Origin of the sequence: Desulfobacterium sp. N47, from assembly GCF_051233685.1 — a bacterium.
Lineage (GTDB): Bacteria > Desulfobacterota > Desulfobacteria > Desulfobacterales > RPRI01 > RPRI01.
Map to the genome: position 1 here is coordinate 1 of NZ_JBAMMY010000278.1, position 13,606 is coordinate 13,606.

General features: G+C 43.0%; 15 protein-coding genes. 4 read left to right on the plus strand and 11 right to left on the minus strand.

Annotated features, from left to right (window positions below):
- Positions 1–377 precede the first annotated feature (377 nt).
- The 10 genes from VXK47_RS17615 to VXK47_RS17660 all read right to left on the minus strand — a co-directional run bounded on the left by VXK47_RS17615 (position 378) and on the right by VXK47_RS17660 (position 7,663).
- Positions 378–575, minus strand: a complete 198-nt coding sequence (locus tag VXK47_RS17615) for a hypothetical protein (RefSeq protein WP_435550095.1) — start codon at positions 573–575, stop codon at positions 378–380.
- 190 nt (positions 576–765) lie between these two features.
- A complete protein-coding gene (locus tag VXK47_RS17620) occupies positions 766–984 on the minus strand; it encodes a hypothetical protein (RefSeq protein WP_435550096.1) in 219 nt (72 codons plus the stop codon).
- 342 nt (positions 985–1,326) lie between these two features.
- Complete coding sequence (locus tag VXK47_RS17625) at positions 1,327–1,842, minus strand: hypothetical protein (RefSeq protein ID WP_435550097.1); 516 nt, start codon at positions 1,840–1,842, stop codon at positions 1,327–1,329.
- A gap of 23 nt (positions 1,843–1,865) precedes the next feature.
- A complete protein-coding gene (locus tag VXK47_RS17630) occupies positions 1,866–3,476 on the minus strand; it encodes a phytoene desaturase family protein (RefSeq protein WP_435550098.1) in 1,611 nt (536 codons plus the stop codon).
- Positions 3,477–3,500: 24 nt separating this feature from the next.
- A complete protein-coding gene (locus VXK47_RS17635) occupies positions 3,501–3,710 on the minus strand; it encodes a hypothetical protein (RefSeq protein WP_435550099.1) in 210 nt (69 codons plus the stop codon).
- Positions 3,711–3,732: 22 nt separating this feature from the next.
- Positions 3,733–4,023 carry a hypothetical protein gene (locus VXK47_RS17640; protein WP_435550100.1) on the minus strand — a complete coding sequence of 97 codons (291 nt, stop codon included), beginning with the start codon at positions 4,021–4,023 and terminating at the stop codon, positions 3,733–3,735.
- A gap of 50 nt (positions 4,024–4,073) precedes the next feature.
- Entirely contained in the window at positions 4,074–4,793 is a 720-nt protein-coding gene (locus VXK47_RS17645; protein ID WP_435550101.1) for an FAD-dependent oxidoreductase, read from the minus strand.
- A complete protein-coding gene (locus VXK47_RS17650) occupies positions 4,759–5,703 on the minus strand; it encodes a hypothetical protein (protein ID WP_435550124.1) in 945 nt (314 codons plus the stop codon). Before VXK47_RS17650 ends, VXK47_RS17645 begins: the two co-directional genes overlap by 35 nt.
- 77 nt (positions 5,704–5,780) lie before the next feature.
- Entirely contained in the window at positions 5,781–6,017 is a 237-nt protein-coding gene (locus VXK47_RS17655; RefSeq protein ID WP_435550102.1) for a hypothetical protein, read from the minus strand.
- A gap of 20 nt (positions 6,018–6,037) precedes the next feature.
- Positions 6,038–7,663, minus strand: coding sequence for an FAD-dependent oxidoreductase (locus VXK47_RS17660; RefSeq protein WP_435550103.1), 1,626 nt, complete (start codon positions 7,661–7,663; stop codon positions 6,038–6,040).
- A 271-nt stretch (positions 7,664–7,934) separates the two neighbouring features.
- Here VXK47_RS17660 and VXK47_RS17665 point away from each other — a divergent pair, with 271 nt between their 5' ends.
- Complete coding sequence (locus VXK47_RS17665) at positions 7,935–9,590, plus strand: sigma-54 interaction domain-containing protein (protein ID WP_435550104.1); 1,656 nt, start codon at positions 7,935–7,937, stop codon at positions 9,588–9,590.
- A 39-nt stretch (positions 9,591–9,629) separates the two neighbouring features.
- Here VXK47_RS17665 and VXK47_RS17670 read toward each other — a convergent pair whose 3' ends face one another.
- Positions 9,630–11,240: a fumarate hydratase gene (locus VXK47_RS17670; protein ID WP_435550105.1), complete on the minus strand. Its 1,611-nt coding sequence runs from the start codon at positions 11,238–11,240 to the stop codon at positions 9,630–9,632.
- 537 nt (positions 11,241–11,777) lie between these two features.
- Between VXK47_RS17670 and VXK47_RS17675 the strand changes: the two genes are divergently transcribed.
- The 3 genes from VXK47_RS17675 (at position 11,778) to VXK47_RS17685 (ending at position 13,276) form a co-directional block, all read left to right on the plus strand.
- Positions 11,778–12,092: a hypothetical protein gene (locus VXK47_RS17675; protein WP_435550106.1), complete on the plus strand. Its 315-nt coding sequence runs from the start codon at positions 11,778–11,780 to the stop codon at positions 12,090–12,092.
- 93 nt (positions 12,093–12,185) lie between these two features.
- The gene (locus VXK47_RS17680; protein ID WP_435550107.1) at positions 12,186–12,527 is read left to right on the plus strand and encodes a hypothetical protein; all 342 of its coding nucleotides are present in this window, start codon (positions 12,186–12,188) and stop codon (positions 12,525–12,527) included.
- A gap of 311 nt (positions 12,528–12,838) precedes the next feature.
- Entirely contained in the window at positions 12,839–13,276 is a 438-nt protein-coding gene (locus VXK47_RS17685) for a universal stress protein (RefSeq protein ID WP_435550108.1), read from the plus strand.
- Positions 13,277–13,606: the final 330 nt, after the last annotated feature.

Here is a 13,606-nt window from a genome sequence, read left to right on the forward strand (position 1 = left end):
ATAGAGCAGTGTTTTGGAGAAACTAAAACAGAAATCGGAATGGACCACTATGAGGTGCGCAAATTTCCAGGATGGGTACACCACATGATGACATGCATGCTGGCCCACTTTTTCCTCTGGCATATAAAGCTCAGATTGGGGGAAAAAAGCACCAGCAGTTACGCTGTCGCAGCTTAAGATTTTGATCGGAGTGTTTTGCCAATAAGGCGTTTTGATTGCGACGCGGTAATCGCTTTGATAGACCGGATTCAAAAGAAAAACTATCGAGCCTATCTGTCCCATAGAAAAAAGAGGCCCGGACAATTGGTTAAAACATAAATATCGTTGTAGGGTTAAATATAACTTCACTTAACGCTTATCTTCTAAACCCAACACTTTTAATTACACCCTTCGATGGGTATAAGCTTGCTTAATTCGTATTTGTCAAATATCCTTCTTGTTTCCTGGCAAAACCAGAGATATTGGGCAAACATGCCATGCTTGGTTGGATCGGGCGACTCAAGACCTTCCAGGTCTTCGATTGTCTTGATCATCATGTCTCCATCATGAACAGGGTTTCCGTTTTCAATAAACATTGAATCCCAACCAAATAAATTTTCACCGTAAGAAATGGGTGCGCAAAACATTGTGTCAAACTTATAGCGAGCTGTAGTTGCCAGATGAGATTTAACCAGCAGCTTTGGATAAAAATAAGCATCGATGGCTTTAACTGCATCGGCAAACTCGTCTAAGGTACGCAGGGCATAGGTCGGGAAAAAAAACGCCTCAACGAGAAGACGGGTCTCTTTCCTTGCCTTCCATAGTTGCCTTGAAGCGTTCCATAGGCGTCATCTCTTCTTCTTTGATATTATTATGAATCTTCTCACAATAACGCTCTATCTCTCTTTCCTCTTCAGGACCCCAACTCAGACTGGCATTCAGTTCATCCAGCGATTTTCCGTAATAGGGCCCTGCCCCTTTCATTTTTCCTAGTTTAATACCCATGTTTTTTTGTCTCCTTTGTTGTATAATAGTTGTTGAGTATCACTCACTCTTTGTTTTTACTTTTTACTACTTATTTATAATTAAGGTACAAGTGTGCTCGATCCGCCAAAAGCGACGCGCAGTAAGCATGTAGGCAAATTATATATAAACCAGAACATAACGTTCATAGTAAGCGACCAGACCAGAAAGCGGACAAATTCACGCTTAGCACCGGAAGCCATGCGATGCACGCCGAACAAACGCTCATGCGGCCAGGTGCCGGCCGCATCTTTTTGGACAAAAAGCCAGACCACCATAACGGCGAAAAATACAAAATATAAGATCGGCCATACCAGGGGGAAATTACCACGCGCCGTCATCAGCGCCGGGCCAACAATATTTGTATAGCTGAACCAGCCCGGTGCGGCGGAACTTCCTTCTACAGCCAAATCCCATAAATAGAAGATCGGAATAACGACAACAGCAGTAGCACGCAACGAACTCCAGGATGGTCGGGCTTTTCTTACGCGGTCCCGCAAGCATGACAAGCAGGGCAAAGACTATACCAAAGTACCAGCCATAGCTTGGAATAACCGCCCAGGGTTTGCTTGGGGCAGTCCAGGCTGTCGGCCCCCATGGAATCTGAGCAAAATTATAGTTGAAGAGTAAATATGCTGCCCAGTCAGCATACCACTCCTGCCACCACATGGTCGTGCCACCTAAAAAAAGCAGTGCAGATAAAGAGAGTGCCCCGGTGCGACGCGTGCGGTTGAAGTGAAAGGCGGCTATACCCAGCCAGATCAGCGGTAGCACAATTTCAAAAATCCAGGGAACCAGAGGATCACCCAAGCCGGAAGCCATTGCTAAATCGTTTGTCATTCTACCTCCTCTCTTGTTCTTTATTAGCTTATCCGGTCAAGGTACCGGCGCATCCTTACTGATGCAAGCTTACCCGGTATTCCGGAAACACCGCCGCCCGGATGTGATCCGGCAGCTCCTAAAAAAAGACCTTTTACAGGGGTTTCGTATCCGCCCAGCCCCCAGGCCGGACGCAAGGGGCCTGAGCGAAGAAGAGCAAAGTCTACGTGGGTAACGCATCCGTTAAAAGCCCCGGTCCGTGCTCCCAAGTCCACAGGCGTTTCAACCCATCGTCCTATCTCAAGCGAATCGAGATTGTCGAAATAGCTGCTTGCTCCGGATATTATGATATTTTCCGCCTTTTCACGTAAAACCTGCCAACCCTCAGCAGGATATGCAGGAACCGCAGGCGGATACAGGTATAAAACATCCTGGCCGAAAGGTGCCTGAGTCGGGTCACACGCAGTTAGGATAGCCGCCCAGAAGTAAAGATCGGGCGTCAACTCCCCCCGTATGGAGCTTGTAAACGAAGATCGGATATCTTCTGCCGTTCCGATAAGTAATGCCGGTTTTCGCAGATCGACATTATCTTTTCTAAGCTTCTGATGTTTGGATATTTCTACCCGTCCTCTGAGAGCAAGATCGATTTTCATTGGCGCTGCTCCACGGGCATTTGCAGGAATATGTTCAACGCGTGCCTTCATCCGTTTGTCTAAGGCTCCATCGGGTAATAGTCGCCCCAATGCCGTTCTTGGATCACAGGCCGCCAGCACACAATCAGCTCTTATAATGCGCCCGTCGGCAAGGCGAACTTCTTCCGCTTGCCCTTTGGCAACAAGAATTTCTTCTACCGGTGTTCCTGTCAATACTGTTCCACCATCCTTGCATAAGCATCTTTTGAGAGAATCGGATAATGACTGCATGCCGCCAACCGGTCGTCCGACACCTACCTTGTGTAAAAGAGCAGCAATAATATGGCCAAGCCCGCTGCCGTCTGCATCTATTGGACCTGCACCTCCGGCAAGTCCCAAAAGAGCCGAAACAACAAGAGGATGATCGAAACATTCGGCAACAGCCTGATCGGCCGAACCCAGAGCAAGAGCGCCTATTTCTCCGAGCCGGCGACGATTTGATATTGATGAACGAATCGTGCTGAAAATATCTTTAAATGACGGCCTTCGGGAATCTGTGCGCATCATTGGAAGAGCAACACTAAGCAGTGCCTCAAGTGTATCGGCAAATTCAAGATATGCTTTTGCATCAGAAGGAGAGTATCTCCTGATTTCATCTGCAGTTTTTACAGGATCACGCCAAAAAGCTATCGACTCTCCATCGGGAGCAAGATAGGCAAAGGAAGGATCAGTATCGATAGTACTAAAGCCGTGATTTTTCAAATCCAGATCGTCAATTATGCCCGATGTTCTTATAAATATGGTATCCACTGCACATGGATGAATTATATGATCGGGAGCTGACTTGATAAAAGGGCCGGATGAGGTCATGCCCCCGATATTTTTTTGCGCCTCAACTACTACTACCTTGTATCCGGCCTTTGCCAGATAGCATGATCCAACAAGGCCATTATGCCCCCCGCCTATTACAACAACATTAGTTTTTATTTCACTTTTTGCTGAAGATTGCATAGGCAAATTCATGGCTAATTTCCTTGTTGATTTTATTTATAACTTGCTGAGGTCATTGAGTATTGCTTTATATGTCTCAGCACTTATACCGGCTTGAGGCAAACTTGCTATCAGTTCCAATGACATGCTGTATCCCATTTTAAGCATTGGACTATTTGAGCATCCCGGAATATGTTTCTCCATGACTGCTTTACTTTTTTCATTTTCCATTACTTCCTTTAATGTTGTTTCTCCTGAAAATTCCATGTTGATCCTCCTTTTTATATCGCTATAATATTCTTCCCAGATTGTAACCTTCATAAATAGCTTCAAGCGCTCTTCTTGGAGATACGCAATCACCTACCCTGTGAAGCTGCCTTACTTTTCCTTTTAACTCTTTATAAAGCTGATCATCTGCACGGTTCCCGGCAGCAAGTACTACAGTATTAATTCCTTCTTTCTTTGATATAACTCCGGCATATATATCAAAAACCGTTAAAGTATTTCCCGAGATTCCTATCAGGAGCATATTTGGACTGAATTCCACGCCTTTTGCACGAACCCGCATATAAAAAGGCATCAAATCCGCTGTCGAAGCAAGCTCCATACCCACAAACAATAAAGGCGTTATTATCTCTCGACCTGCCTGCCCCTTTCAGCCAGATACTCAGCCGTACTGCAGCATGGCCAGTGAGCCTCTCCGCTATCAATTACAGCTACCTTTTCTCCTACAGAAACCGTTCTCAGAAAAACATCCCGGACGCTGACCACATTGCTCTGATCGGCTCCGGGAATGGGCGGTTTATATGGCTTTGAGCCTGTTGCTATAACCACTGCATCAGGATTCTCTTTTGCTACCAGCTCAGAGGTTGCAGTAACTCCAAGATTAACCTTAACCCCAAGTAACTCCATCTGTTTGACAAGATATCTGGTAATTCCTCCAAATTCAGCTCTGCCCGGAGCTTTCACAGCTATATTCACCTGACCGCCCAGTATTTTTTCCTTTTCATAAAGAATTACTTCATGGCCTCTCAATCTTGCTACACGGGCTGTTTCCATACCTCCTGGGCCTCCGCCAACAATCAGCACTTTCTTTTTTATTGATGACGGCTCAATTAATCCGTTTTTTTTCTCAAGACCAACCGTAGCATTCTGAAGGCAGGTCATAGGCTTTCCTTTAAAAACACGTCCTATGCAACCCTGATCACAGGCAATACAGGAACGGATTTCTTCCGTTCTTCCCTCTCTGGCTTTATTGGGAAGCTCAGGATCGGCTATAAGAGCCCGAATCATACCAACCATATCACCCTGGCCATCAGGCCAGGATCTTTTCGCCCTGAACAGGATCATTGATCCTGAAATCGTTTAGCACCGGAAGATCAACAACCTCCTTGAATCCTACGGCATGCGGAGTATAAAAGCCCAAAGGAACCTGCATGCCCATACCCAGACCATATATGCCTTCATAGAACGGACCGCCTACATGAAGAAAATCTATCTTTCCGGTTGCTTCAAATTGCCGGGCTATTTCCTTATAGTCATCTATGCCGTTTCCTCCCGGTATAAAGTCATCGCCTGAAAGCCTTATTCCCAGAATCAGATTGTTTCCTATAGCATTACGAGCTGCATCAATCACTTCAATGGGAAACCTCAGCCGGTTTTCGAGGCTTCCTCCATATTCGTCCGTCCTTATATTTGTGACAGACGACATAAACTGCTGAGGCAAATAGCCTGAACCTCCATGAATTTCCACTCCATCCAAACCGGCTTCCTTTACAAATGACGCAGCTCTTTTAAACGCCCTCACTACTTCATGAATATCTTCTTCTTCCATCTCCTTGGGCACATCGCGAAACATTGCGCATGAAGGAATTGCAGATGGCGACCAGGCCGGAAGACGGCTCAGCTCAGGATCAGACTCCCTTCCTGTATGACAAAGCTGTACCAAAACCGTAGCGCCTTCGTTGTGTACCGCCTCTGCAAGTTTGCGAAGCATGGGAACTACTCTTTTGTCATGTATCTCCTGAATGCCGGCCAAATCTCTTGCATTTTCCATTACAGTCATCATTCCGGCTATTATGAGTCCTGCGCCGCCTTTTGCTCTGGCTCTTAAATACTCAACGTATCTGTCATCCATTATGTAATCTTTATCGGCAAACATAGTTCCGTGAGGTCCGAAATATATCCTGTTCTTAATGGTCCTTGTTCCAATCTTAAATAGGAGTAAACAAATAATTGAATTGCCCTTCCATTCTAAAATCCTCCATTTATATAAAAAGAGTCCGGCGCTATTTGATTACTTTCTCATTGAGACGAAGCTAAACAGGTTGTTGCCGGCTATTTCTTTTTTTTAAGAATCCGGCTTCGTTGAAACCCTTTCCAAAGCATGACGGGCATATATTTTACAATATCCCAGCTGAGCAGATGGAAAGCGCTCCACAACTCCTCGGGTTTAACAAAGGCCGTCATGGGCATGCCGCCCATCGCCATACCCCGGACAACGAGTCGCTCGTCCTGACGCTTCATCGTTTTTACCTGCATTATTGTTCCACCGTTTCCATCTACCAGCTTCATAATAGTTTTCCCTTCCTATTTTATTTTTGTGATACAGCATGTTGAGCAGCAGTATAACCTGAGGTAGTAGACATACTGCAACCCCCCAGAAGACCAAAGCCCATCGGAGTTCTGCCTTCTCCGATACTTCCACCGGCCGTGAAAAATGCGGCATATAGCCCTGGAATGGGTTTTTGGTCCTTATCCAATACCTGCATGTCAGGATTGGTCCTCAGGCCGGTGCCCATCGGCCCCGTACTGCCACCGGCTTTCAACCCATAGAATGGAGCATGCTTTATCGGGATTAAGAAACGGGCAGGTGTGCCGAATTCGGGGTCCTCGCCGGCATCACAGTATTTATTCCACTTCTCTACTGCCTGTTTGAATAAAACTTTATCCAGGCCTAATTTTTCAGCTAACTCCTCCAATGTATCGGCCACTTTTATTACCTTCACATCGATTGCTTCTTTCACAGCCAATCGCCAGTCTTTAGGGGCAAGAGTCTCATTTCTGGTAATTATTTCGTTTCCCGGCACATCCGGCGTAAGGGGGCGTTTACAGGATAAGCCCAATGGGACATCGTCCTGAATCTTCCAGATATTTTCTTCGTATTTGTTATCGAAAATGACATAGGCCCTACCCCCGGGCTGCGACATCATTGCCGGTGGTCTAAGCATGTATTGGCCTAAATTGTTGCCCATCATCATAAATCTTTCGCACGCTTTGTTTAAGTGCAGCCACGGAGCCCTCGACAGCTGAACATCTCCGGAATATAAAAATCTAAACCAGGGGCCGCCATTTTCCGTTCTGTGGTCTATTCCCCCTTCAAAACAGGTGCACGAATCAAACCCTGCCACATCGGCTCCCACTCCAAGCCCCATCCTGAAACATTCTCCGGTATTGCACGGCAGAGACATCGATACACTGCCGACTCCCTTATATACTGAGGGCGCATATTTCTTAAGCAAGCTTAGATTGTGTTGCATACCGCCGGCCGCCATAAGCACAGCTTTTTTTGCTTTTACGAAAACAGTGGTTCCCTCCGGATTGACCGTAGCTTTCACCCCCGCAATCCTGCCGTTATCTCTCACCAGGGCGTCTACCTGAGTATTAACCATGAACTTCACACCCTTTTCTTTGCACTTTTTGGCTAAAAAGTTCATAAGTTCCGTCATTGGAATGTAACATAATCTCTGATGGCCGCCTCTGGAAGTAACTGCGGGGTATCCGGCTATCTCATTCTCCCATTCGAAACCCTGATCTTCTATCCAGTCGACGACTTCGCCACTCTTTTCTATCATGTTACGAAATAAATGTATGTTGCCCGTATAACCTGTTTCAAAGAGGCTTCCCATGGCAACCTCATTTGCATCCCATTCTATTCCTTTCTTTTTCTGGACCCTGCTGTTGTAAGCATAAAAGGCGCCGGCATATTGAGAGGTTCCGCCTGTGCTATCCATCTTCTCTATAAGGATTACAGAGAATCCTTTGTCTTTGGCTAACAGGGCGCCTGCAAGACCTCCTCCTCCTGATCCCACTATTACCAGATCAGCTTCATGATCCCATTTTGCCGGCGGATCTACCGGCAGGATCGGTTCCGCATCTTCTGGTTTCTCAAGAGGCCTGTTTCCCAACCTTGTCGGTAAATTTCTTTTTTCGTCAGTCATTTTTTCTCCTCCAATAATTTAAAAGTCGCTCTATGGTTTATAATATTCGTATATTAAAAATCCGAAAATATAGTAGCCGCCATCTTGGATAAGTATTACTGCTTAAATCGTGCCAAATAATAATATGTTTATATTACAATTAGTTATAAATACAGTAAATTGATTATCTTTTAATAGAAATATTTATATTTATATTTAACGCAAAGATGTGATATATGGTTAGTATTAGTCTTATATTCTTTCCGTAATTGCATAGTATAAAGAGGATTCTATGGACATAGATGCTAACGAATTTTTCCGTCAGGCAACAATGCGGATATGCGGAAGCTTGGATATCGAAACCGCTATGTGGAAGGCGCTGGAATATTTAGAACAATTTATTCCATTAACCGGAATGAGTCTGGTGCTGGGTGAGCCGGGCATGCCTGCCGTAGAAACACTGGCTCAGGTCAGTCGCTATAAAATAGAAAAAATGAATAAAATTATTCCATTGTTACCGGAAATTGGATCGGAAGTTGAAAAGCATTGGTCCAGTCTTCAGGATGTATTAATCGTAAACAAACCTGAGATGTATCCGTCAAGCCTTAATGTAGTTTCAAAATTAATCGATAGGCCGGATATGGCTCTCATGGTCCTCCCTCTCAAGATACAGGATAAAAGATTATTTGCCCTTATTACTTATTTAATCGGATCAGGCCAATATGAAAGTGAACACGCCCACCTTTTATCAATGTTGCATGATCCTTTTGCCATTGCCATGTCAAACGCTTTTCGACATCATGAGGTATTGAAATTAAAAGAAATGCTTGCCGATGATAACAGGTATCTTTATAAAGAGATGCTTCGTATTTCAGGGGATGAAATCATAGGTAAGGATGCGGGCCTGAAACAGGTTTTTGATATGGCAAGACAGGTTGCTCCTGTAAATATTCCTGTGCTTCTGCTTGGCGAAACCGGCGTAGGCAAGGAAGTAATCGCAAACGCCATCCATTATTCATCGCCTAGAAAAAATCAGCCGTTTATTAAGGTAAATTGCGGTGCAATACCGGAAACCCTTATTGACAGCGAGCTTTTTGGACATGAAAAAGGCGCTTTTACCGGAGCATTGTTTCAAAAACGCGGCAGGTTTGAGCGTGCCGACAAAGGAACCATTCTTTTGGATGAGATCGGGGAATTACCGCAGGAAGCACAGGTGAGACTTTTGAGGGTGCTTCAGGAAAAGAAAATAGAACGCGTTGGCGGTACTGTGCCTGTACCTGTTGATGTAAGAATTATTGCCGCCACAAACAGGGATCTGAAAAATATGGTAAATTCAAACCGGTTCAGAGAAGATCTCTGGTTCAGGCTGAATGTGTTTCCCATCAAAATACCACCTTTACGGGAAAGAAGAGATGATATTGCTGACCTGGTTTACTATTTTATAAATCGAAAATCCGTTGAAAGGAATATATCTTCTCCTCCAACCATTGACCCGAGAGCCATTGATCAGCTGAAAGCCTATAGCTGGCCAGGCAATGTGCGTGAACTTGAAAACTATGTTGAACGGATTTTAATTCAATATCAGGGTAAAAATATTTCAGGCCCGCTTATATTTGAAGACACAATATTCAAAAAAGCAGAATCTGATATTTTTGATCAGCCGGTTTATAGTAAAGAAAATGATGCTGAAGGCAAAGTTATTCTCTACTTAAAAGAAATTGCCAAGATTATTTTCCCGCAAGTTAGCTCAGAAAATCATACATCTCCGGCGGATAAAAACGAGCCTTTGGACTTGGAAGAAGCCTTGTCATTACATATTCGGAAAGTGCTGAAGCATACAGGGGGTAAAATTAACGGGCCAGGAGGAGCAGCCGAGCTTCTTAATATAAATCCAAATACTCTTAGAAGTAAAATGCGAAAGCTTGATTTATTAAAAAAACAGAAATGAAGATAACTCCTGTGCCAGGCCCAAAGCCCGGCACAAAAATTAACCAAGCAGTTTCTCAAAGAAATCATTTCCCTTATCATCTACTATTATAAATGCGGGAAAGTCTTTTACCGTAATCATGAATACGGCTTCCATTCCAAGCTCAGGATACTCTATGGTTTCAATATTTGTAATACATTCTTTTCCCAGTCTTGCCGCAGGGCCGCCAATAGAGCCGAGATAAAAGCCACCGTATTTTTTGCATGATTCGGTTACGGCTTTGGACCGGTTATCCTTGGCAAGCATGACCATTGATGCGCCGTGCTTTTGAAATTCGGGAACATAGGAATCCATTCTTCCGGCAGTTGTTGGCCCGAAGGAACCGGATGGATATCCATGAGGTGTTTTTGCAGGGCCTGCATAGTAAATTATATGATCTTTGAAATATTGCGGAAGGCCTTCTCCTTTATCAAGTCGTTCTTTAAGTTTTGAATGTGCAATATCTCTTGCTACCACAATTTTTCCCGAAAGAAGCAATCTTGTCGCAACAGGATGTTTGCTTAGTATAGCTCTGATTTCATCCATTGGCCTGTTAAGGTCAATCGAAATTGCACCTGATTCGGCTTCTTTTAAAAGCGGAAGATATTGTGCCGGATTTTTTTCAAGATTTTCAAGAAAGATGCCGTCTTTTGTGATCTTGGCCTTGATGTTTCTGTCTGCACTGCAACTAACACCAACACCTATCGGACATGATGCGCCATGTCTCGGAAGGCGTATTACTCTTGTATCAAGGCAGAAGTATTTGCCGCCGAACTGCGCTCCTATTCCAAGCTCCTGCGATACTTTTAAAAGCTTTTCTTCGAGTTCAATATCCCTGAAAGCATGCCCCGAAAGATTTCCCTTTGTTGGCAGTGCGTCCAGATAGCCTGCGGAAGCAAGCTTTACCGTTTTTAGATTCAATTCAGCAGATGTTCCTCCAACAACAAAAGCAAGATGATAAGGAGGGCATGCCGCCGTTCCCAGAGTTTTCATCTTGGCTTCCATAAAATCAAGCAGCTTTTCCGGGCTAAGCGTTGCTTTGGTTTCCTGGAACAGATATGTCTTGTTGGCCGATCCTCCTCCTTTTGCAATGAAAAGAAACTTGTAGCAGTCGCCTTCAACAGCATAAAGTTCAATCTGGGCAGGAAGATTGCAGCCGGTGTTTTTTTCATCAAACATTGTAAGAGGAGCATTCTGGGAATAACGCAGATTGTTTTTTGTATAAGCGTTAAAAACACCTTTTGATATGGCCTCTTCATCGGAAAATCCCGTCCATACCTGTTGCCCTTTTTTTCCAAGCACAATGGCAGTGCCGGTATCCTGGCAAAGAGGAAAAACTCCTTCGGCTGCAATAACGGCATTTTTAATCATCTCAAGAGCAACATATCTGTCGTTTTCCGAACTTTCGGGATCATTTAAAATATTTGAAAGCTGTTTTAAATGAGAGGATCTTAAAAGATGGGAAACGTCTTTAAATGCCTGCTCGGAAAGAAAAGAAAGCCCTTCGGGTGAGACTTTTACTATTGTTTTGCCGCCAAAGCTATCGGTTAAAACATGATCTTTTGTGAGAAGCCTGTATTCGGTTTCATCTTTTCCTATAGGAAACATTTCCTGATATATAAAATCTGCCATTGTTTTTTCTCCGGTTATTGCGCTGTGATTAACATATATTAATTTCTTTCTGGAAATTAATGATATGAGATATATATGTCAAGAAGTTTCAATAATGTGTTGTTTATGCCGCTTGTTTTAATCCATAATACTGTTTCTCAAAGGCACCCGCAGACAGATAACCAAGTCCGGCTCGTCACGCAGTAAGAACTGGGGTCATCTCGTACTGGCCATTAATCCGGATCTTCTTGGAGACCGTGAAGAATAATTTATTAAGAGGGTCAAGGCGCCATTTCAAATTGGGAACCTGAGAAATTTGATGTTATTCCCTCTGAAGCCCTGGACGGTTCCCTCGGAAGTGATTTGCTGAATATTTATTAAACCATTAAATCCCATATAGTTATATATTTTCATCTTATTGAATATATAACTAATTATTGCATGAAACTGTCCTGATCACCTCCGGTTCCTCTTGACAACAGTAATATTTCTCCTATTCTATACTTAAGTATAATCAAGATACAATTAATCAAATATCAAAAAAACAAGGAGGATAATATGCCGCAATCAGAAGAGTATTTATATTCAAACGTACAGGATCATATGATAGAAAGCTGGAGAGTGTTTATCAACAATCTGGAAAAATCCTTGAACATGCTTGAAAAAGATATCGACGAAGCCGCACAGATGCAGGATATATGTACATTGGAATGGTGTGAGGCTACTGAACATGTAATTGATGAAATCGGCAACAGCCTTTTTTCAATCAGTGAACCAAAGTGGGCTTCTCAGGATGACAGCAATAAGATCAAGGTGCTGAAAAAGAGGCTTCATGATCTTTATGCGAAATATAAAGCGACTTCGGCAAAATAATATTTTTTTTCATAGATATTATCAGATTGATTGTTTGATTTAATACTTTGCTATAGTGTCTGCATGGAAATAAAATTTTAAAGGAGATTCTTTATGAAAGATTCACAGAACTTGCACCTTAAAGTTCAAGAACTATGCGATTGCTATGCTACAAATGACCCGCTTAAAGAATTGTCGGATTTGGCAAGAGATACTGATAAGCAGGAAGCGGCGCTGAAATGGCTGGCCCTTGCCGCACTTCATGGCATAAATGACAGTGCTGAAAAAATAACGCTCACCCGTGCAAAAAACGGTGAAATTAAAGTAATCGCCAACTATAAGAAAAGTGAACTCCCTTCTCCGGGAAAACCGATTGGTGAGATTATTCTTGATACAATGCAAAAAGATTACTCACATGGACCAGGGAGAAATACCTTTGTCTTTGGGGATACGTAACGCCAGTATAGAATTGGTTGTCAAAATGAAGGCTGACGGAGAAGAAAAATCGGTCACTCTTGAATTTCCGGATTAAATTACAAATTACAGTAACTGTTCTATCGCGCAACATCCTGTCCTAACAACAATTTTCTATAAAATAATGAGCTAATTGTAAAACGTTTTGTCATTCCGGAATGCTTTTGTCTGGCATCCATGACTTCAGACAGTTATAAACCGGATTCCCTCCAACTAACGTCTCGGAAATGACATAGTTGAGAGTTTTGTAATTGGCTCTAATGTACGGATTAGATATTACAGGAGATATTAATATGGAACTGAAAAGAATATTATGGCCTACAGATCTTTCAGGTAATGCCGAAAAGGCGCTTTCTTATGTAACTTCTCTATCACAAAAATATCAGATGGAAATTCATATGCTCTATGTCATCGAAGAATTGGGAATTCATGAGCCATGGTATGGCATTTTTGATGATGAGCACATCAAAAAAATTCATGACTGGGAAGAAAAGAAGGCTAAGGAGCGTCTGGATAATATCTGCGCCGAATATCTTAAGGGATGCCCGCTTTACATAAAGCATGTGGCGATCGGTGATCCTGCTGAAGAGATTCTCCAATTTATAAGTAAAGAAAAAATTGATATGGTGGTGATGGCAAAAAAAGGCCGGAAAGGGAAATTCGCATTCGGGAGCGTTACGGAAAAGGTAGTAAAAAATGCGCCAGTGCCGGTAGTCACTGTCCCCGCTTAGAAAAACATTTTTATAGCGTTTGTCAGAATAATGTTCTGATTGCATCAATAATACAAGTTTATTCAGAATTCTTAATGACCTCTTAACCATGACATTTTATGACAAACGCTATAACATTTCCATAGAAGCTGAACCTGAAGATATTTGCTCAATCAACATATCAATTCCATTCCTTTAATTTCATGCCAGCCATATTCCTTTTGTAATCGCTTTATTTCAAACAACTTTCGAATTACGACACCTTTAATACATAACAAAAATCGCTCAAGAAGAATTCTCCTGTTTCAATCTGATCATAAAAATGATATGGCCATGCAAAAATTATAACTC

Excerpts from the sequence above, each read along its gene's own strand:
- VXK47_RS17615 (WP_435550095.1), bottom strand. The coding sequence starts at position 575 with ATGTTTATTGAAAACGGAAACCCTGTTCATGATGGAGACATGATGATC.
- VXK47_RS17620 (WP_435550096.1), bottom strand. The coding sequence starts at position 984 with ATGGGTATTAAACTAGGAAAAATGAAAGGGGCAGGGCCCTATTACGGA.
- VXK47_RS17625 (WP_435550097.1), bottom strand. The coding sequence starts at position 1,842 with ATGACAAACGATTTAGCAATGGCTTCCGGCTTGGGTGATCCTCTGGTT.
- VXK47_RS17630 (WP_435550098.1), bottom strand. The coding sequence starts at position 3,476 with ATGAATTTGCCTATGCAATCTTCAGCAAAAAGTGAAATAAAAACTAAT.
- VXK47_RS17635 (WP_435550099.1), bottom strand. The coding sequence starts at position 3,710 with ATGGAATTTTCAGGAGAAACAACATTAAAGGAAGTAATGGAAAATGAA.
- VXK47_RS17640 (WP_435550100.1), bottom strand. The coding sequence starts at position 4,023 with ATGCCTTTTTATATGCGGGTTCGTGCAAAAGGCGTGGAATTCAGTCCA.
- VXK47_RS17645 (WP_435550101.1), bottom strand. The coding sequence starts at position 4,793 with ATGATCCTGTTCAGGGCGAAAAGATCCTGGCCTGATGGCCAGGGTGAT.
- VXK47_RS17655 (WP_435550102.1), bottom strand. The coding sequence starts at position 6,017 with ATGAAGCTGGTAGATGGAAACGGTGGAACAATAATGCAGGTAAAAACG.
- VXK47_RS17660 (WP_435550103.1), bottom strand. The coding sequence starts at position 7,663 with ATGACTGACGAAAAAAGAAATTTACCGACAAGGTTGGGAAACAGGCCT.
- VXK47_RS17665 (WP_435550104.1), top strand. The coding sequence starts at position 7,935 with ATGGACATAGATGCTAACGAATTTTTCCGTCAGGCAACAATGCGGATA.
- VXK47_RS17670 (WP_435550105.1), bottom strand. The coding sequence starts at position 11,240 with ATGGCAGATTTTATATATCAGGAAATGTTTCCTATAGGAAAAGATGAA.
- VXK47_RS17675 (WP_435550106.1), top strand. The coding sequence starts at position 11,778 with ATGCCGCAATCAGAAGAGTATTTATATTCAAACGTACAGGATCATATG.
- VXK47_RS17680 (WP_435550107.1), top strand. The coding sequence starts at position 12,186 with ATGAAAGATTCACAGAACTTGCACCTTAAAGTTCAAGAACTATGCGAT.
- VXK47_RS17685 (WP_435550108.1), top strand. The coding sequence starts at position 12,839 with ATGGAACTGAAAAGAATATTATGGCCTACAGATCTTTCAGGTAATGCC.